This is a genomic window from Sphingobacterium spiritivorum ATCC 33861, from assembly GCF_000143765.1.
GTDB classification, from domain to species: domain Bacteria; phylum Bacteroidota; class Bacteroidia; order Sphingobacteriales; family Sphingobacteriaceae; genus Sphingobacterium; species Sphingobacterium spiritivorum.
In genome coordinates, this window is sequence record NZ_GL379776.1 from 224,156 (window position 1) to 243,367 (window position 19,212).

Below are 19,212 nucleotides of genomic sequence, written 5' to 3' on the forward strand. Positions count from 1 at the left end.
TTTTGTGCTATTTTTGTAAATACTATGCTGACATTGCGTCCCAATATACTCAAATGGATACTCCGTAGCTATCCGCCTTTTCTATTCCAGCGGATCTGGATTCAAAAGATCCTCCCGGACTATAGTGGAGCTGATGTCAAGATATTCAGAAGCCTCTTTAACATTAATGGCAACAGAACAATCTTCGGAGGCACCATATTTGCAGCTACAGATCCTTTACATCCGCTTCTCATCGATCAGATATTCAAGGCAAAAGGATATAAAAAGACAGTAGTATGGGTCAAATCTGCACGTATAGAATATAAAAAACCGGGAGACGGCAATCTGTATATATCCATACGTATCTCGCAGGAAGATATCAGTGACGCTCTTCGTTCCATTCAGAATGAAGGTAAGATTGTCAAAATATTCACCATAGAGATCTATGATAAACACCGTAATCTATGCGCCGTTTCCAATAATGAGATATACATTCGCAATCTCCTTCATGAATCCCAGCAAACTCCTTCACCGAAAGAAATAAACACTTCAGAAATAAATATTAATTCCATAAACTAAAAATAATGTATATGAAAAATTTAGCCTATTTATTATTAGCAGGATCAGCTTTTGCTGTCTCATGTCAGAATTCAGGAGATCAAAAAAAAGGTGGTGACATCGAAACAATAAAAAAAGAAGCTATCGCTATACATGATGAGATCATGCCACAGATCTCCACTTTTGATAAAAATACGGTCCGTATAGATTCTATACTGACCAATATTGCAGCATTAAAAGCTAAAAACGCTGCACTTGACACCGCTGCAGCACGAACTGAATTATCGGCGCTCAAGTCAAAATTGGAACAGGCTACCGGCTCTATGGAAGACTGGATGATGGAATATGCCGTAGATAGCACAAACGTAGAATACCAGCAAAAAGAACTGGAGAAAGTAAATACAATGAAAAAGCTATTTACAGATGTATCCGCAGAAAGCAAAACTATATTAGGAAAATACTAAACGATTATGAGATTACTATACACATTGACACTGGCTGCCGGTCTTTTTCTGTCCGCTTGTTCAGGTAATGATGCCAAACTTCCGATCTACGGAGACAGAGAAGCTGTGGAAAAGACCGTGGATGGTAAAGTCGTTATTGACACAGCATATCATACTATTCCTGCATTCAGTTTTCTCAATCAGGATAGTGTGCTGATAACTGATAAGAATTTTGACAATAAAATATATATTGCCAACTTTTTCTTTACACATTGCCCGAGCATCTGCCCTACTATGCAGCGTAACTTATTGAAAGTATATGAAAAATATAAAGGAGATCAGCGTATAGCCTTTCTTTCACATAGTATTGATTTCAAATATGATCATCCGTATATATTAAAGGCATATGCTAATAAACTGGGTGTAACGAATGACCAGTGGCAATTCGTTAACGGGTCTAAAGCAGACATATATGGCATAGCTAATGATTATCTTGTGTTTGCCAAAGAAGACAGCAATGTACCCGGCGGATATGACCATCAGGGATATCTTGTGATAGTGGATAAGGAAAAACGTATCCGTGGTGCTTATGATGGTACAGATTCAGAACAGGTAGACAAATTATTAAAAGATCTGGAAATCTTATTCAACGAATACAAGTAATATGAAATTATTGACCGTATTGAGCTGTTTGGCAGCAGTCTATCTTATCAGCCTGTTGAATGCGTGCCAACCAAATGTGAGCATTCAGACAGCTCAATATGCCGTCAATGGTCAAAAACTATACAGCACGCACTGCCAGAATTGTCATGGTGCCAAAGGAGAAGGACTTGGAAAACTGTATCCACCCCTTACAGATGCTAAATATTTCAAAGATAACCGCAAAATACTTCCTTGTATTATAAAAAACGGTATTTCCGGACCCATAAAGATTAACGGAGAAACTTTTAATGAAAAAATGCCGGGATTACCTGAACTCACAGAGGTCGATATCGCCTATATTCTGACGTACATCACAACAACATTCGCTCAGGAGACAGAAAAATATAGTCAGGAAGAGGTTCGGATGAACCTTCAAAACTGTAAATAGTAATATGAGATATAAGGCTCTGTAATGGACAATGCAAACACCAGAATTCGCATTGAAAATACTATAAAAAGATATATAAAGTACTTATAACAAATTGGTTATTTGTGTTTATTTATCGCCCACATAATTGGTTGTATAAATAGTTTCATTTCCACTATCATGCACGAAATCACTATAGATATAAACCTCAGCTTGCTGTTTAGTAGATTCCTTTTTATCCAGATAATCCTTATAAAACTTAAAGTAACTTCCTTGGGGAGATTCTTTCATTAATTCTTTATTTGACTTATCAATAACAAAAAGCATACAGGTACTTTGTACCTTATTGGGAAGATCCGGATGATGCTGATCATTCATGACGCCAAAGAAAAGTATCCGGTTATCAGCTTCCCAGATACGACAGCTTATCTTTTTGTCTTTGTAATAAAAGTCAGTTTTACCAAAATGCTCTGCCATAAACTCTTCTAAGGCTTTAGTTTCTTCGGTTGTATGAATATTGACCTGATAAGCCCCTATGTTTTTCTGAAGTGGGTCTTCGAAAAAATCAACATAATTGGCAAAAAAAAGATCTTTATTGTATCTGCTGATATTTCCGGATAATTTTACATTACCAAAAATTAAAACCGAATCTTTTTCAGAACTGAATTTTCTGATCTCCCCTTCCAGATATGTATTATAATCCTTAGTCTCTATCCCCATACTATTCAGCAGCTCTTTTTTAACAGGAAAGGACAGATTCAGCAAATCAAATTTATCTTCTTGTTTACAACTTAAAAACAATGTTAGTAGTACCATCAGTAATAAAGCTGAATATCTATCCTTCCCTTTTACCTTTAGCTTAGTTACACCTTTAAATAGAATCTCTCGTTTCAATTTCAGATCAGATTAAATAATTCGTTTATCACCCATCAAATATACCTCAAAGATGAATACCATATACATGTAATTTATATATCCTAAAACATCTCCCTTTACCTTAACTCAAAGCTAAATGCACAATGTATAGGCCAGGAATGCTGATTAACAAAAAAATTGAAGAATAATAGGGTAAAAACGGGGACTAATCTCAGTCATTAAGAATAAGATCTGGGTAAATTCAGTGCATAAAAAAAGGTTTCCAAACGGGGAGAATGGAAACCTTTACTAACCAATTATAAACCTAAATTATGATACTGCAAAGGTACAGCTTATTTCGATTCACTCCAAATCTTTTTTTGAAATATTTTTAAGCCCCCGTTTGCTTTCTCTCAAAAAGTGTGGACTAGCACCTACCGATATTCCAAAAACAGCCAAAACGTTTCAATCAGCCTACAAATAAACAAATTGTTAAGAAATCTTAAATTCTGTTAAAGATGGTCTTTATAACATTATTTTGACATTTTCTGAACTTAATTTTATCTACATTTGCAACCGAATGAACGTTCGGTTTAGAGATATAAATGAAAAAAAGGCTGCTATCTTCAATACGACTATAGCACTCATTGGTGAGCATGGATTCCATGGCACCTCTATGAGTATGATTGCAAAATCGGCACAGGTTGCGACAGGTACCATCTATCATTACTTTCCGTCTAAGGACTGTCTGATAGAGGAACTTCATCTGGAATGTAAAAAGTTTCTGAATGCACACATCTTTGAAAATATTTCGGAGATTAAGGATTACAAAGAAAAATTTTTCACCATTTGGAAACGGTTTATCCATTACGGGTTAATGCAACCGGACATGTTTGGCTTTCTTGAGCAGTTCTATTCCTCCCCTTATATGGAGAATATTAAAGAAAAGTACAGACATAGTGCTATCAGTGAAAACAATATACATGATTTCCTTGTTGAAGGAGTGAAATCAAAACAACTTAAGGATTTAGATATCAACATATTATTAACTTCTTACATTGGAGTTGCTACATCTACTATCAGAATCATACTATACGCAAAAGTAAATTACACAGAGACACATTACGACCAATTGATCCAGATTGTTTGGGATGGTGTTTCAAATGAAAATAAATATGAAGTCCAATAAAATTATATTATCCATCCTTGCCACCACTGCCCTTTTCAACTGGGCGTTTGCACAGCAAGTGCCTCAAAAGGCTACGCTGCAACAGCTTATAGATTATGCTTTGCAGAACAAAATTTCAATAAAACAAGCCGAAATTGATGAAGCCATCGGCGAGAAAGATATTGATATCTCCCTTTCCGGATGGTACCCTCAGTTGGCATTGACCGGTAATTATAATCATAATCTTAAGATACCTACGAATGCTTTTGGTGGACAAACTGTTGTCATGGGACAGAAAAATTCAAGCAACCTGACACTGCAGGCTGATCAGCAATTACTGAATCCAGCCCTTATGCAAGCGTCAAAAGCAGCTGAACTGACCAGACTCTCTAATAAACAGAATACTGAAAATGTCCGGATAAATACTGTAGTGGACGTCAGTAAAGCCTATTATGATATTCTGACAAGTGAAGAGCAAATCAACATTGTCAGAGAAAATATCATCAGACTGGACAAACAATTGAAGGATGCACAAGTGAGATACGAAGTAGGGCTGGTGGATAAGACGGACTTCAAACGTGCACAGATTGCGCTGAGTAATGCAAGAGCAGATGAAAAAAGAACAGTGGAACTGCGTAAATATAAGTATGACTATCTGAAGCAACTCCTCGCCTTGGATATAAAAGATCCGTTGACGCTGTCATTTGACAATGCGAATATGGAAACCGAAATACTTTTAGATACAACAGGCGGACTGGATAACAGTAAGCGGATTGAATTCCAACAATTAGAAACTGCGAAAAAACTACAACAGTTAAATACGCAGTACTACAAATGGACATACCTGCCTAGTCTTAGTGCATTTATTAATTACGGGCTTGATTACCGCAATGATAAGTTCGGAGATCTTTACAATGACAGCTTCCCTAGATCTACTGTAGGTCTTAATCTGACTTTCCCTATCTTCCAGGGATTTAAAAGAAAAAATCAAATCAATAAATCACAACTCCAAGAAGCAAGGATAGACTGGGATATTCAGAATCTGAACAATCAGATCAGTACTGAATATTCGTTAGCCAAAGCTTCTTATAATGCAAATCTGAGCGATTGGAAAACATCAAAAGACAATGTTGATCTTTCCAAAGAAGTCTATAATACGATCAAACTTCAATATGATGAAGGGATCAAGACCTATCTGGATCTGATGACAGCAGAAACTGATCTAAAAACAAGTCAGCTAAACTATCTGAATGCATTGTATGCATTGTTGTCCAGTAAGCTGGATGTTCAAAAAGCATTGGGAAATATACAAACGAATTAATCACTTAAGAAATCGACAATATCATGAATAAAAGACAATTATTAACGGCATTTTTTATTGGTTCCGCACTCGTGTGGCAATCATGTGGGAATAAGGATGCTAAACAGCAAGGCGCTGCACAGGCACCTGCTGAACGGATAGTTCCGGTTACTACAGCCGTTGTTAACGAAGAAATTGTAACTGGTAATATCACTTACCCGGCATCAGTAGTTGCACTCAATGAAACAGAACTACGTGCTGAAGTTAATGGTTACATTACCAACATATTTGTTGCCGATGGAGCGGTTGTTTCAAAAGGACAGAAATTATATGAAATCGATGGCATACGTTACACTGCAGCTGTAGATCAGGCGAAAGCGAATCTGAATATTGCGCAGGCTAATTATGACCGTGTACAAACCGATTTGAAACGATATGAGAAACTTGCTCAGCAAGATGCGATTGCAAAGCAGACATTAGACTATGCAAAGACTGACCTGGCTAATCAACAAGCGCAAGTGGCTTCTGCAAAAGCTGCGTTGACAACAGCTAATACCAACCTGGCAAGATCAGTGATCAGAGCCCCTTTTGCAGGAACAGTAGGCATCTCACAGGTACGTGCAGGAGCGTTGGTATCTGCAGGAACTACGCTGCTAAATACCATTTCATCAAATGATCCTATCGCAGTAGAAATTCAGGTCAACGAAAAAGATATCAGCAAATTCACGGCACTCAGAAACAGCCACAGCTCATCTGCTATTTCATTAACCTTACCTGACGGAACAGAATATCCCGGACACGGTACCATACATACAGTTGACCGAGCTATCGATCCGAATACAGGAACATTAAAAGTACGTGCTGCATTTAACAATGCAAACAGAAGCCTGGTAGCCGGTATGAACCTCACACTGAGCATCAAACAGGAATCTGCCAGCAATGAGCTTGTTGTCCCTTACAAAGCAGTAATGGAACAACTGGGCGTCTTCAATGTATACGTAGTAGGTGACAGCAGTAAAGCTGAGATTCGTCATGTCGAACTGGGAACTAAGATCGGCGACCGAATTGTCATCAAAAAAGGAATTACTCCGGGTGATAAAGTAATTGTTGAAGGAGTAATGAATCTCCAGCCCGGTGTTAAAGTAACTGAAAGTAAAGGAACAGAGAATGGTGCAGCTCCTAAAAAAGGATAATACGATCCTCATTTAACGATTAATATATGATTTCAGAAGTTTTTATAAAAAGACCCATAACGGCAATCGTAATATCAATATTGATTACGATTCTGGGAACGATATCCGTTGCCACACTGCCGATAAGTCAATACCCTTCCATTGCTCCTCCGACAGTATCTGTGACGGCTAACTATACAGGTGCCGATGCACAGACTGTAGAACAAACGGTGACTACTCCTATTGAGAGTCAGATCAACGGTACTCCGGGCATGATCTATATGTCATCAAACAGTACCTCAAACGGTCAGTCTCAGATCACCGTAACCTTTGAAGTAGGTACAGATATTGATATTGCAACGCTTGACGTTCAAAACCGTGTGGGTATTGCTGAACCGTCACTACCGGAAGCGGTAAGACGTCTGGGTGTGACTACACGTAAAGCAAATACAGATATCCTGATGCTCGTTTCCTTAGTTTCTCCTAAAGGAACAAGAGATGATAAGTTTCTGTCCAACTATATCAACCTCTACATCAAAGATGCGATTATGCGTGTCAAAGGTGTGGGTGATGCAACAGTATTCGGACAGCCATTCTCTATGCGGGTATGGTTAGATGCAAACAAACTGTCAAACCTTGGACTTACACCTGCTGATGTATCAAATGCTATCCAGGAACAGAATATACGGATGCCGGGAGGTAGTGTGGGTGGACGCCCTCAGGAATCTTCTACTGTATTCGAATATCCTATCCTGACAGATGGAGATCTTTCCAATGTGGAAGACTTTGAAGATATTATTGTAAAAGCCAATACAGACGGATCTATCGTATTATTGAAAGATGTGGCCCGTGTAGAGCTTGGACAATTCTCTTACAGTACCTCTACCAAAACTGACGGAATGGTATCTACCGGTATGATGATCAATCAGACTCCGGGAGGTAATGCGGTAGAAACAGCTGATGGTATTTACAAAGCATTGGAACAGTTGAAAAAATCATTTCCGGATGATGTGGATTACGTTGTCGGATATGAAACCATTTCGGTTGTAAATGCATCTATAGAATCGGTTATCCACACCCTTTTAGAAGCCTTATTACTGGTAACGGTGGTGGTGTTCTTCTTCCTGCAGAGCTGGCGAGCAACATTGATCCCTGTACTGGCTATCCCGGTTTCTATTGTAGGAACATTTATATTCTTCTTACTGTTTGGGTTCTCTATCAATAACCTGACGATGCTTGCATTCGTACTCGCAATTGGTATCGTAGTGGATGATGCCATCGTTGTAGTGGAAGCTGTCCAGCATTATATAGATCATTATAAGCTGGATGCTAAAGAAGCTACCCGTAGGGCGATGAAAGATATTACGGCTCCTGTTATTGCAATTGCACTGATTCTTTCTGCAGTATTCGTTCCGGTAGGATTTATCCCGGGTATGGTTGGTAAACTTTACCAGCAGTTTGCCATTACAATTGCCGTATCTGTAATGTTATCGGCTTTTATAGCACTTACCCTTACTCCAGCCCTGTGTTCACTGATGTTGAGACCAACATCCGTTAATAAAGAAGCCCGAGGACTGAATAAGTTTTTCTACAAATTCAATGTATGGTTTGAAAAAGTAACTAACAAATATTCCAAAGGTGTACAGCAATGTATCCGTAAGGCACCTCTGGTACTGATTATCCTCTTATGTATTTTTGTGGGAACAGGATGGATGTTCAACGCCAAACCTACAGGATTTATTCCTTCCGAGGATGGAGGTATGTTCTTTGCCGGTGTTACATTGCCTGAAGGAGCTTCTTCTGCCCGTACAAATGAGGTACTGGACGAACTGGAAGCGGACTTAAAGAAAGATTTCCCTGAAATCAATCACGTAACGACCATTTCTGGTATCAATATCCTTAACCGTGCATTTAAACCAAATGGTGCAACGCTCTTTGTTTCATTGAAACACTGGAACGACCGTAAGCGTACAGCTGCGGAGATTACAGGTGCTATTATGCAAAAATATATGGCTTATCAAAAAGCCCGTATTCTGGCAGTAACACCTCCTGCTATTCCGGGTCTTGGTACATCCGGAGGTTTCTCTATGATGTTATTAGATCAGCAGACGGTAGATATCAAAGAATTTGAAGGCGTAGTAGGTAAATTCTTGGCCGCTGCTAATCAGCGTCCTGAGATCGGTATGGCCTATACCCTGTTCAGTTCGAATTCTCCTAACTATAAACTGCACGTAAATCGTGAACAGGCAAAAAGAATGGGAGTTCCTGTTTCCAATATCTATTCGACTATAGCTGCGTACCTTGGTAGTAGTTATGTCAACGATTTCACGAAATATGGCCGTAACTTCCGTGTCGTTACACAGGCAGATACAGCTTATCGCATGGGAATAGAAGATATCAACAAACTGTATGTTAGAAATGCAGCCGGCTCTTCGGTACCAATGGCTACATTGGTCAGTTATGAACTGACAACCAGTCCATCCATCGTCAATCACTACAATATCTTCAGAAGTATTGAGGTATCGGGTAGTGCTGCTCCGGGGTATAGCTCGGGAGATGCATTAAAAGCATTGGAGGAAGTCGCTGCACAGACATTGCCTAACGGTTATGACTATCAGTTCTCGGGTCTGAGTTTGCAGGAAAAACAATCGGGATCACAAACGATCATGATCTTTGCACTCTGTATACTCTTCGTATTCTTGCTTCTGGCATCCTTATACGAAAGCTGGTCAGTACCATTCTCGATTCTCCTTTCTGTACCTCTGGGGGTATTCGGAGCAATCCTGACATTGATTCTGATTCCGAGACTGGATAACAATATCTTTGCTCAGATTGGTCTCGTCACGATTATCGGTCTTGCAGCGAAAAATGCCATTCTGATCGTGGAGTTTGCTAAAGAGCGTGTAGATATCGGTATGAATCTGATCGACGCAACATTAGATGCAGTCAAACTACGTTTACGCCCTATCATTATGACATCGCTTGCATTTATTCTGGGTATTATCCCGCTGATGCTTTCTACTGGTGCCGGTGCTGTATCACGTCAGACAATTGGATGGACAGTATTCGGAGGTATGACAGCTGCAACATTTTTAGCGATTTTTATTGTCCCTGTCTTGTTTGTTGCCATTACACGTATGGCATATGGAAAGAAAAAATTAGCCGAACTTGAAGCTAATTTTGATGAAGAGAAAGCTAAAAATCTAAGTGCCCATTAAATAATTAATAATTCTTATAGTTTGCAGAAGCCTGGTCGTTAGCGATCAGGCTTCTGTCGTTGATAGATGCAAGGTTCTTTGCAAAACTTCTACCTTCAACCTCTCTGCCCTTCGGGCATCTCTCCTTGGGAAGGGAGAGAATAGTGATAACAAGTTGCTTGCAAAACCAATTCCCTCTCCTTTTTAAGGATAGCGTTAGGAGAGGTTATGAAAATAATATAGACATATGATGGTTCAAAAAAATGGGCTGTATCAAATCTTTGATACAGCCCATTAATTCTTTGCCTGAGAAAGAATAACTTATTTCACTATTTTACCGACAAATGTCTCTTCATTTGTTGTATAAATCTTATATCTGATCTCGTATCCTTCCGGAGCATAGATTACAATTGGTAATCTTCCGTTGTAGCGTGCCAGTTTACTTTCAGAATAAACAAACTGCTGAATTTTCTTAGCATCCGGACAAGCCATCATCGTGCTGCGGACACTTCCGTTGGTAGTAAACACATAATAATTGTAGCCCCAGCCCTGTAAATCTTTTTCTTCAAACTGGCCAGCTAAACCATAGCTGTTACAACCATCAGTTTCCATAATTTTTCCAGCAAAAAATTCTATTTTCTTTAAATTATCCTTGTCAGAATGGGGTACATCAATGATATATTGTACTTGTCCTTTCTCAGCTTTCGGAAACATACTTACAGAAGAGTTGACAGATTGCTGCGCATATACACTTGCAGTTCCTAATGAAATCAATACTGTCAAAAGTTTAAAAAATTTTATCATCATACTTATTATTTATTATACTCTTATAACGGTTTACAGATACAAAAAGCTACAAAAAAAGCCGTCAATTGACGGCTTTTTTTTATAATTTAAGTACTCGTTGTTTCTTATAATATTTGTTTGCTTCAGGCAACAGTTTTTGTATATCTGAAATACGTCTGGCATCGCTGGGGTGTGTACTCATAAACTCTGGAGTACCCGGACCTTTTCCGTTTGACATTCTTTCCCAAAATCCTACCGCAGTCTGCGGATCGTATCCGGCCATCGCCATAAATATCAAACCCAAACGATCAGCTTCAGATTCATTACTTCTGGAATACTTCAGCATACCCAGCTGTCCCCCTACACCATACAATGTACCTACAACATTTTGTACAATCGCACTCTTACCTGAAGTAGCTGCTCCTACAACCTGTCCGCCCGTCTGGAGCAATATCTGATTACTCATCTGTTCGCTGGAGTGTTTAGCAATTGCGTGGGCAATCTCGTGCCCCATTACAGTAGCCAGTCCGGCTTCATTGACAGTAATAGGCAAGATACCGGTATATACGGCCACTTTACCACCAGGCATACACCAGGCATTGACCTCATCACTTTGAATAAGATTAAATTCCCAGTTGAAATTATACTGATTTGCTATTCCCTGAGAGGTCAGGTAGCTATTCACAGCTGCAGCTATATTGTTTCCAACTTTTTTAACCAATGCTGCATTAGCTGTTCCGGTAATCACTTTTGTAGAAGCTGAGCCTAAAAATTCTTTATAGGAAGCAGCAGCCTGCTGTTCTACCTGACTATCACTGACAAGACTTAATTGTTTACGTCCTGTGAGAGGAACTGTAGAGCACCCTGCAAGTGTAGCACCGACCAGCAGCATGCTTGTATATTTGTATAGATTATTCATGGCGTGTTTGTTTACAAAAATACTTCTCAATTCTTGTGCCTAAAATCAAGTCTTGTTTTTTTTCCTGAACAAATAAATCTTGGATTCATGTCCTTTGAGAAGTCGTTCTATATTTTTCTGATGGGTAATCAGAATAAGTGCACAAATAGCTATTCCATACAATAAAACAGAAGGAACTGACGTATGAAAGATAAAGGCAATACTAAAAGGAAATGTAAAGCCTGCAAGTATAGAACTTAACGATACATAGTGTGTGATCAGTAAAGTAAGAATAAATATACTCACACAACATAAAGCGGCAGGCAAATGAATGGCCAATACCATTCCAAATAAAGTGGCAACCCCTTTTCCACCTCTGAAACCCGCAAAAATTGGAAACAAATGCCCCAGGACCGCAATCACTCCTAAAGCCAGTTGAAAGTTGACAAATTGAGGAGCTTCCGGCATACCTACGATAGTAGGATCTAACAAATGCGGCAAATTGGTAGCCGTCCAGCCTTTAAGAATATCGATAAACATGACAGCACTACCTGCTTTTGGTCCCAATACACGAAAGGTATTGGTCGCTCCGGCATTTCCACTCCCGTATTCTCTCACATCCACACCATAAAATGCTTGTCCCAACCACACTGCTGTAGGTATGGATCCAAACAAATATGCCAATATTACGATACCTAACAGGTAAATTGAAATCATTACTTTCTTTTAATAGATAGTCCTAATATAATTAAATAAGTTTAGCTTTAAGACTGAGGTCAAGACTTTTCACAGAATGGGTGAGAGCACCTACAGAAATATAATCAACTCCCGCTTCTGCATATGCACGTATGGTATCTATAGTGATTCCACCAGAAGCCTCAGTAACCAGTCTTCCGTCAATAATATCTACAGCTTCTTTTACCTGCTGTGGTGTAAAATTATCTAACATTACACGATCAACAGATCCGAATGCCAATACCTCATCCAGTTCCTTAAGATTACGTACTTCGATTTCTATTTGTATTTCTTTTCCTAATTGCTGACGATAATTTTCAGCAGAAGTAAGCGCTTTGGTAATACCTCCTGCATAGTCGACATGATTATCCTTGATCAGAATCATATCGTACAATCCGAAGCGATGATTTACACCACCACCTATTTTCACCGCCTCTTTTTCAAGAAAACGCAACAAAGGAGTCGTCTTACGGGTATCCAGAACTTTTGTCTTTGTTCCTTCCAGTACCGAGACATATTCATGTGTGCGGGTAGCGATACCACTCATACGCTGCATGACGTTTAGCACCAGACGCTCAACTTTAAGGATACTATGTATATCACCTTCAAGATAGAACGCAATATCTCCTGCCTTTACAGCAGTTCCGTCAGTTAGTAATGTTTTGATTTTTAATCCAGGGTCTGCTATCTCAATGAGTTTGCGGGCAACTTCCACACCGGCCAGAATTCCATCTTCCTTAACCAATAATTTGGCTTCTCCCTGTTGTTCCGCAGGTATAGTTGATAATGTGGTATGATCACCATCGCCAACATCCTCCTGTAAGGCTTCCCTAACAAAAACAGCTAATTTTTCGACAAATTCTTTATCCATATATATAATATCGCACGATAAGGTAGCACGAAGATGAGGAAATAAATTAAATTCTAAAAGAAATAAACAAATCTATTTTACAGGAACAGGCTCAAACCTGATCTCTGATATGTACAGCACATCATTATTTTCGATTAATTTGGTGAAGACACGGTATTGCTCGCGTTGTGTCTTTAACGAAAATACGTAGTATGCATTTGAGGAATTGGAGTTCATTTTTTGCATGATGCGTGCAGAAGATGGTTTATTTTGTCTGAAGAACTCATTTAATATCAATTCTGCCTGAAATTTGGAATACACACCGTCTTCCTGTTTCACAGCAACGCTTACTGTACTGGCAAAATTCTTAGCCAGATCCTTGGAATTACCGGCCCGGAGACTACTTAAAATATTCTCCGCAATATCCTGCCTCCATCCTCTGGCAAAACTGCTCAGGAATGAAAGAAAGATGGTCGCCACTATAATCCATTTCTTCATTACGCGTTTATATTTAACAGAAAAACATTAATAATTAAGTAATTAAATATCAATTTAACCCAAAGACACTTTTCTCACTTTGTTGTGCACCAAAAGTATGCCATTAATTTTAAGATCGCCAATATTAACATTTCAAATTCAAAAAACATGAATTACATTAAAAAAAAGACATATAATAAGTTATATTTGTATGTGAGTACAAAAAAAGTAGCGCTATTAATCCTGGACGGACTGGGATATGGCAAACAAGATGATTCAAATGCGGTAATTGCCGCTAATACCCCATATTTAGATTATTTATTAAAGACATATCCTAATGCCAAATTAGAAGCTTCAGGAGAGGCTGTAGGATTACCTGAAGGACAGATGGGTAATTCTGAAGTAGGACACATGAACCTGGGAGCAGGACGTGTGGTTTACCAGGAACTTGGCCGTATACATAAGGCCGTTCGTGAAGGTGTGTTTAATACCCATACTGTAATACAGGATGCATTTAAATATGCTAAAGAGAAGGGTAAAAATGTACATTTTATAGGTCTATTATCTGACGGTGGAGTACATGCACACACCGAACATCTGAAAGGATTGTGTGATGCAGCTCAACACGCCGGATTGACCAGCAACCAGGTTTTTGTACACGCCTTTTTAGACGGACGTGATACAGATCCTAATTCCGGTATAGACTATGTAAAAGATCTTCAGGAGTATTTAACGCATTCTGCAGGTACTCTGGCATCCGCTATAGGTCGTTATTATGCAATGGACAGAGATAACAGATGGGAACGTGTCAAAGAAACGTATGATCTGCTGGTCAACGGTACTGGTACAGCTACCCATAATATTATTGAAGCTATTCAGCAGTCCTATGACAATCAGGTAACGGATGAGTTTGTAAAACCTATCGTGATCACCAATGCTGACGGAACTCCAAAAGCTGTAATCAAGTCAGGTGATGTCGTAATCTGCTATAATTTCAGAACAGACCGTGGCCGTGAAATCACTATTGCTCTTACGCAAAAGGATTTTCCTGAGTATAACATGCATGCGCTGGATCTTTACTATGTAACGATGACTTCGTATGATGATACATTCAAAAATGTTAAAGTAGTTTTCCAAAAGGATAATCTTACGGCAACATTGGGAGAGGTACTGGAGAAAAATAACAAAACACAGACCCGTATTGCGGAAACAGAAAAATATCCGCACGTTACTTTCTTTTTCTCGGGAGGTCGTGAGACAGAATTTAATGGTGAACACCGCCTGTTGATTCCTTCCCCAAAAGTAGCGACTTATGATTTACAACCTGAAATGAGCGCTCAGGGAATTGCAGATGCTATTGTAAATGATATGGAAACACAGCATCCTGATTTCATCTGTCTCAACTTTGCTAATCCGGATATGGTCGGTCACACCGGAGTATTCGAGGCTGTCGTAAAAGCCGTGGAGACAGTGGACTCTTGCACTAAACAAGTGGTGGAAAAAGGACTTACACTGGGCTATTCATTTATTATAATCGCAGATCATGGTAATTCGGAATTTATGATCAATGAGGACGGATCTGTCAATACAGCACATACCACCAACTTAGTGCCTTGTATCCTGATTGATCAGGATTACAAACATGTAAAGGATGGCAAGCTTGGAGATATCGCTCCTACGATATTGAAAATATTAGGTGTAGAGATTCCGGTAGAAATGTCAGGTGATATACTGGTTAGTTAATCGTACAGCATAGAAATGAATAATCTTTTATATAAAGTACTGATGGTGATGGGATGCGGTGCTTTATGCTTAACGAGCTGTAGTCAGCCTGCTTCTAAAACAAATAACGGAAGTGAGCAGTATTACTTTTCACTGGATAGTTTTTTTCGTTCCGAGACCGCAAGGTTACAAAAAGAGAATCCGCTCATATCCAAAACAGTTTCTAAGGATGGTGACGAGGAAAGTAAATCCATAAAGATTAAGAATTGGGAAAACGAACTTTCAGCATTTACTTCTTCAGATATTAATAAGAGAGCGAATGTAGGATTATATAAAGTCGAAAACAGAGATTGTGATATAATCTATACGGCTTTACAACCAGGTGTCTCCGTTCAGAAGATTATTATCAGAGAAAATCATCAGGGTGAGGTAAGAGCCGTTCAGATTGAGAAGATCACGAACAATATCTTATATAGCACGGAAGAAAATCTGACTTACACGGTGGATTCAGCATATGTAATTTCAAAAAAGCAACACATCAAGCTGATGGGAGAGAATACTTACCATGTATCAGGTGAATTTTAATTTCTCATCTTTCGCTTAGAAAATATATGAGAGCCTTCCTGTGTCAGGGAGGCTCTCTTTTTTAGTCTTAAAACTTCGGCTATTCTTATTCTAACTTTACTTTAAATGGACATTTTAAATAGTAATTTTATGCGGTCAACCGTCAGCATCTGCTGACTTGCTATCCGGCAATAGAAAAACACATTTGAAAAAGAAGAACATGAGTATAAATACAAAACCCCTACTTACTCCTTCCCTACTCTGGTTAATGGCTATAGGAAGTGGTCTCGTAGTTGCGAATAATTATTACAATCAACCTTTACTTGCGCTGATGGCTAAAGATTTTAATGTATCAGAAGCCAGCATCAGCAATATTGCCATGCTAACGCAGATTGGTTATGCCTGCGGACTTCTATTTATTGTTCCTTTGGGTGATATGGTCAGACGCCGTAATCTTATCCTGATTGATTTTATATTTATCATTGCCTCGCTTATCGGAATGGCGATGACTAAATCTGTTGACTGGTTGTTCCCGTTAAGTTTTATGGTAGGTTTTACATCGGTAGTGCCCCAGATTTTTGTACCTATGGCAGCAGAGCTGGCCAGTCCTGATAAAAGAAGTTCGGCTATAGGTATGGTCATGAGCGGTCTGCTGATCGGAATCTTACTATCCAGGGTGGTCAGCGGAATTATTGGGGATTATTTCGGATGGAGAGAAATGTATTGGGCTGCTGCAGGCTGTATGGTTGTATTAAGCATACTGATAGCGGTTAAACTTCCTGAAAACAGCCCATCCTTTACCGGATCTTATATGGACCTGATGAAGTCATTAGGCCGGTTGACACGTACGCAACCTGTGTTGAGATTAGCTGCATTCAGAGGAGCCATGGGATTTGCAGGTTTCAGCGCATTCTGGACTACACTTGTTTTCCATATGGAAGGTGCTCCTTTCCACGATGGTCCGGCTGTGGTAGGTTCATTTGGCCTCGTCGGAGCCGCCGGAGCTTTGGGCGCGGCCTTTGTCGGGAGGTTTACAGGTAGATTTACTTCTTTTCAGATAATTCTGTACGCAATTATTATGATGATTGTAAGCTGGATTGTCTTTTACTTTGGCGGCTATACCTATGGGGGATTGATCATTGGAATTATTTTGGTAGATTTAGGTCTGCAATCTATGCATATAATGAACCAGTCCAGCTATTTTGCACTCAATCTCGGAGCGAATAACAGATTGAATACGGTATACATGGTCTCCTATTTTATAGGCGGATCTACAGGTACCTATCTGGCAGCACAGGCCTGGAATTATCAACAATGGACTGGTGTAGTAGCCGTTGGTATTTTTTTTACAGCATTAGCATTGGCAGCGCATCTGATATTTGATAAAAAGATTAATAACAAAACAGTATAAAATATGAAATTTGGTCAGGTTAATAATCCTCAGGATATAGATTTTTCCCTTCCGCCTACCCCTCCTGAAACATTGGAAGTACTGGCTAAGGGAGATAACAACAAACCGTTTGAAGTATATATTGGCTGCGCGAAATGGAATAAAACAGATCTCAAAGGCTTCTACCCCCGGGGTACAAAAGATGAATTGGCTTATTATTCTACTCAGTTCAATAGTATTGAGCTTAATGCTACTTTCTACAATTCTCCTTCAAAAGAACAGGTGGAGACATGGAAAGAAAAAACTCCTGCAGATTTTAAATTTTTTCCGAAAATTCCGCAATCCATCAGTCATTACAGCAGATTGCTTAATACAGGTGAAAAAGTAACTGCCTTTACAGATGCTGTTGCACTGTTTGAAGAGAAACTGGGTATGGTCTTTCTGCAGATGATTGATAATTTCAAACCGAAAGACTTTCAACGTCTGGAGGATTTTGTTCGTGAATTTCCGAAGGGTATTCCTCTTGCTGTTGAGGTACGTAATGCAGAATGGTTTTCAGATCCCAAAGTACGTGAGAAGCTATATGAGACCTTACAACAATATCATGTATCCAATGTATTGGTCGATACTGCAGGCAGAAGAGATATGCTGCATATGCGTATGACGACTCCTACAGCTTTTATCCGATATGTAGGCGCTAATCACAGCAGTGATTACAGCAGACTGGATGAGTGGATAGAGGTTATCAAAAAGTGGCGTGAAGCCGGATTAGAGAAATTGTATTTCTTTATCCATCAGAATATTGAAGTGGAGTCTCCTCTTCTGGCAAATCATTTCATCAAAAAATTGAATGATACTTTTGGTCTGGATATCCGCAGTCCGCGAAAGAATGAATTATTTTAATAATGTATTGTAAAGTCCATAGTCATATTGCAAAAATACCTGCTTGAAAATACAAGCAGGTATTTTTTTATACTGGCAATTCTGTTAACTTTCCTGCTCTAATTCTTCAAATTTCCTGAGGTCTATACGGGCGCCTTCTTCATCCCCCAGCTTTTCTTTCACTGATGCGCGGTACTGATAAAGATCAGAGTAGTATGGGTTGAGGCGTATAGCATGATCATAATCCTGCAAGGCTCCTACCCAATCTTCCATTTTCTCTTGTAATTCCGCCCGTAGTGTATAGGGATAAAAATCATCTTGGGTCAGGCTGATCCATCGGTCATAATCCAGTTTAGCCAATTGCAGATTTCCAGTCTTTTCGTACAGTGTTGCACGTTCTTCAAACACAACAGCATTATTTTGCTGAAGATTTTCCGCAGACCTGAAATCTTCCAGAGCCAGTTCGCTCATTCCGATTGCAACAAATAATTTAGCCCGATATATATACGCCTGAAAATTATCCCGTGCTAATAAAATTGCTTTGTCAAAATCAAATAAAGCATCGTCATAGCGCAAAAGCCGGGTCTGCAATGCTCCGCGATATACATATAATTCGGCCAGTTCGGGTTGTAATGAAATAGCAAGTGTATAGTCATCCAGAGCGCCCCAATAAGAGAAAGAATACACTTTCTCCAGTGCTCTGTTGATCAAATGATTAACTTTTGAAGGTTCCTTTTTGACCAGTAAATTCAGCTCTGCCAACTGATCATTATTATCGAGATGTTCGTGTTCAAATTCACGCTGTTCCAACCATTCAAAAAAAGAATAATAATTGAAATCAAGTTTTTTAGCGACCTGATAATCGTAAAAAGCGCCCTCATCATCTCCCATCAACGAATTCAATAAACTTCTGCAGGCATGAAAAAAGGGTTGCTCTGCAAACTCCTCAATCCCTTTCGTATAATAGCCATGCGCTCCTTCCAGATCATCTTTCGTATAACAGTTGATCGCTGATACGGCCAGAGAGATCGCCGGGGAATCAATCATGCTGATGCTGTACTCTCTTTTATTTTCAGGTAGCGGAAACAGATATAAACCCGTCAGGAGAAATGATATATTTTGATCCAGACCTAAATGTTTGAATTGTTTTTTCAATCTTAAAATTTG

The 19,212-nt window shown here is 39.2% G+C and carries 19 protein-coding genes; 12 read left to right on the forward strand and 7 right to left on the reverse strand.

Features of this window, described 5'->3' with window-relative positions:
* The first annotated feature begins 24 nt into the window (after positions 1–24).
* Genes HMPREF0766_RS19915 through HMPREF0766_RS19930 form a run of 4 tightly spaced genes read left to right on the forward strand, consistent with a single transcriptional unit; the run spans position 25 to position 2,070 of the window.
* Positions 25–558, forward strand: a complete 534-nt coding sequence (locus HMPREF0766_RS19915) for a DUF4442 domain-containing protein (RefSeq protein WP_003001450.1) — start codon at positions 25–27, stop codon at positions 556–558.
* Between the two features lie 11 nt (positions 559–569).
* Positions 570–1,001 (forward strand): transposase, encoded by a 432-nt coding sequence (locus tag HMPREF0766_RS19920; RefSeq protein WP_236590455.1) that lies wholly within the window; start codon positions 570–572, stop codon positions 999–1,001.
* A 6-nt stretch (positions 1,002–1,007) separates the two neighbouring features.
* Positions 1,008–1,643, forward strand: a complete 636-nt coding sequence (locus HMPREF0766_RS19925) for an SCO family protein (protein WP_003001454.1) — start codon at positions 1,008–1,010, stop codon at positions 1,641–1,643.
* Between the two features lies 1 nt (position 1,644).
* Positions 1,645–2,070, forward strand: a complete 426-nt coding sequence (locus tag HMPREF0766_RS19930; RefSeq protein ID WP_003001456.1) for a c-type cytochrome — start codon at positions 1,645–1,647, stop codon at positions 2,068–2,070.
* Between the two features lie 108 nt (positions 2,071–2,178).
* Here HMPREF0766_RS19930 and HMPREF0766_RS19935 read toward each other — a convergent pair whose 3' ends face one another.
* Positions 2,179–2,865, reverse strand: a complete 687-nt coding sequence (locus HMPREF0766_RS19935) for a hypothetical protein (protein WP_236590454.1) — start codon at positions 2,863–2,865, stop codon at positions 2,179–2,181.
* Positions 2,866–3,484: 619 nt separating this feature from the next.
* Here HMPREF0766_RS19935 and HMPREF0766_RS19940 point away from each other — a divergent pair.
* The 4 genes from HMPREF0766_RS19940 to HMPREF0766_RS19955 are packed head-to-tail and all read left to right on the forward strand — an operon-like array spanning position 3,485 to position 9,762.
* Entirely contained in the window at positions 3,485–4,093 is a 609-nt protein-coding gene (locus tag HMPREF0766_RS19940) for a TetR/AcrR family transcriptional regulator (protein WP_003001459.1), read from the forward strand.
* The gene (locus HMPREF0766_RS19945) at positions 4,080–5,393 is read left to right on the forward strand and encodes a TolC family protein (RefSeq protein WP_236590453.1); all 1,314 of its coding nucleotides are present in this window, start codon (positions 4,080–4,082) and stop codon (positions 5,391–5,393) included. The genes HMPREF0766_RS19940 and HMPREF0766_RS19945 overlap by 14 nt, the downstream gene beginning before the upstream one ends.
* 23 nt (positions 5,394–5,416) lie before the next feature.
* On the forward strand, positions 5,417–6,565 hold the full coding sequence (locus tag HMPREF0766_RS19950; protein ID WP_003001461.1) for an efflux RND transporter periplasmic adaptor subunit: 1,149 nt from the start codon (positions 5,417–5,419) through the stop codon (positions 6,563–6,565).
* 26 nt (positions 6,566–6,591) lie between these two features.
* A complete protein-coding gene (locus HMPREF0766_RS19955; RefSeq protein WP_003001462.1) occupies positions 6,592–9,762 on the forward strand; it encodes an efflux RND transporter permease subunit in 3,171 nt (1,056 codons plus the stop codon).
* A 300-nt stretch (positions 9,763–10,062) separates the two neighbouring features.
* Here HMPREF0766_RS19955 and HMPREF0766_RS19960 read toward each other — a convergent pair whose 3' ends face one another.
* The 5 genes from HMPREF0766_RS19960 to HMPREF0766_RS19980 all read right to left on the reverse strand — a co-directional run bounded on the left by HMPREF0766_RS19960 (position 10,063) and on the right by HMPREF0766_RS19980 (position 13,508).
* Complete coding sequence (locus HMPREF0766_RS19960) at positions 10,063–10,548, reverse strand: ecotin (protein ID WP_236590452.1); 486 nt, start codon at positions 10,546–10,548, stop codon at positions 10,063–10,065.
* Between the two features lie 79 nt (positions 10,549–10,627).
* Positions 10,628–11,446: a M48 family metallopeptidase gene (locus HMPREF0766_RS19965; RefSeq protein WP_003001464.1), complete on the reverse strand. Its 819-nt coding sequence runs from the start codon at positions 11,444–11,446 to the stop codon at positions 10,628–10,630.
* Positions 11,447–11,491: 45 nt separating this feature from the next.
* Positions 11,492–12,142: a glycerol-3-phosphate 1-O-acyltransferase PlsY gene (gene plsY, locus HMPREF0766_RS19970; RefSeq protein ID WP_003001465.1), complete on the reverse strand. Its 651-nt coding sequence runs from the start codon at positions 12,140–12,142 to the stop codon at positions 11,492–11,494.
* Between the two features lie 31 nt (positions 12,143–12,173).
* Complete coding sequence (gene nadC, locus HMPREF0766_RS19975) at positions 12,174–13,031, reverse strand: carboxylating nicotinate-nucleotide diphosphorylase (RefSeq protein ID WP_003001466.1); 858 nt, start codon at positions 13,029–13,031, stop codon at positions 12,174–12,176.
* Between the two features lie 72 nt (positions 13,032–13,103).
* Positions 13,104–13,508 (reverse strand): DUF4783 domain-containing protein, encoded by a 405-nt coding sequence (locus HMPREF0766_RS19980; RefSeq protein ID WP_003001468.1) that lies wholly within the window; start codon positions 13,506–13,508, stop codon positions 13,104–13,106.
* Positions 13,509–13,655: 147 nt separating this feature from the next.
* Between HMPREF0766_RS19980 and gpmI the strand changes: the two genes are divergently transcribed.
* The 4 genes from gpmI to HMPREF0766_RS20000 all read left to right on the forward strand — a co-directional run bounded on the left by gpmI (position 13,656) and on the right by HMPREF0766_RS20000 (position 18,066).
* A complete protein-coding gene (gpmI, locus tag HMPREF0766_RS19985; protein WP_052646464.1) occupies positions 13,656–15,230 on the forward strand; it encodes a 2,3-bisphosphoglycerate-independent phosphoglycerate mutase in 1,575 nt (524 codons plus the stop codon).
* A gap of 15 nt (positions 15,231–15,245) precedes the next feature.
* On the forward strand, positions 15,246–15,794 hold the full coding sequence (locus HMPREF0766_RS19990) for a hypothetical protein (protein WP_003001472.1): 549 nt from the start codon (positions 15,246–15,248) through the stop codon (positions 15,792–15,794).
* A gap of 199 nt (positions 15,795–15,993) precedes the next feature.
* Positions 15,994–17,184, forward strand: a complete 1,191-nt coding sequence (locus tag HMPREF0766_RS19995; RefSeq protein ID WP_037460958.1) for an MFS transporter — start codon at positions 15,994–15,996, stop codon at positions 17,182–17,184.
* 3 nt (positions 17,185–17,187) lie between these two features.
* Positions 17,188–18,066, forward strand: a complete 879-nt coding sequence (locus HMPREF0766_RS20000) for a DUF72 domain-containing protein (protein ID WP_003001476.1) — start codon at positions 17,188–17,190, stop codon at positions 18,064–18,066.
* An 84-nt stretch (positions 18,067–18,150) separates the two neighbouring features.
* On the opposite strand, the gene HMPREF0766_RS20005 is transcribed toward HMPREF0766_RS20000, so the two are convergent.
* On the reverse strand, positions 18,151–19,200 hold the full coding sequence (locus HMPREF0766_RS20005) for a tetratricopeptide repeat protein (RefSeq protein WP_248676792.1): 1,050 nt from the start codon (positions 19,198–19,200) through the stop codon (positions 18,151–18,153).
* Between the last annotated feature and the right edge of the window lie 12 nt (positions 19,201–19,212).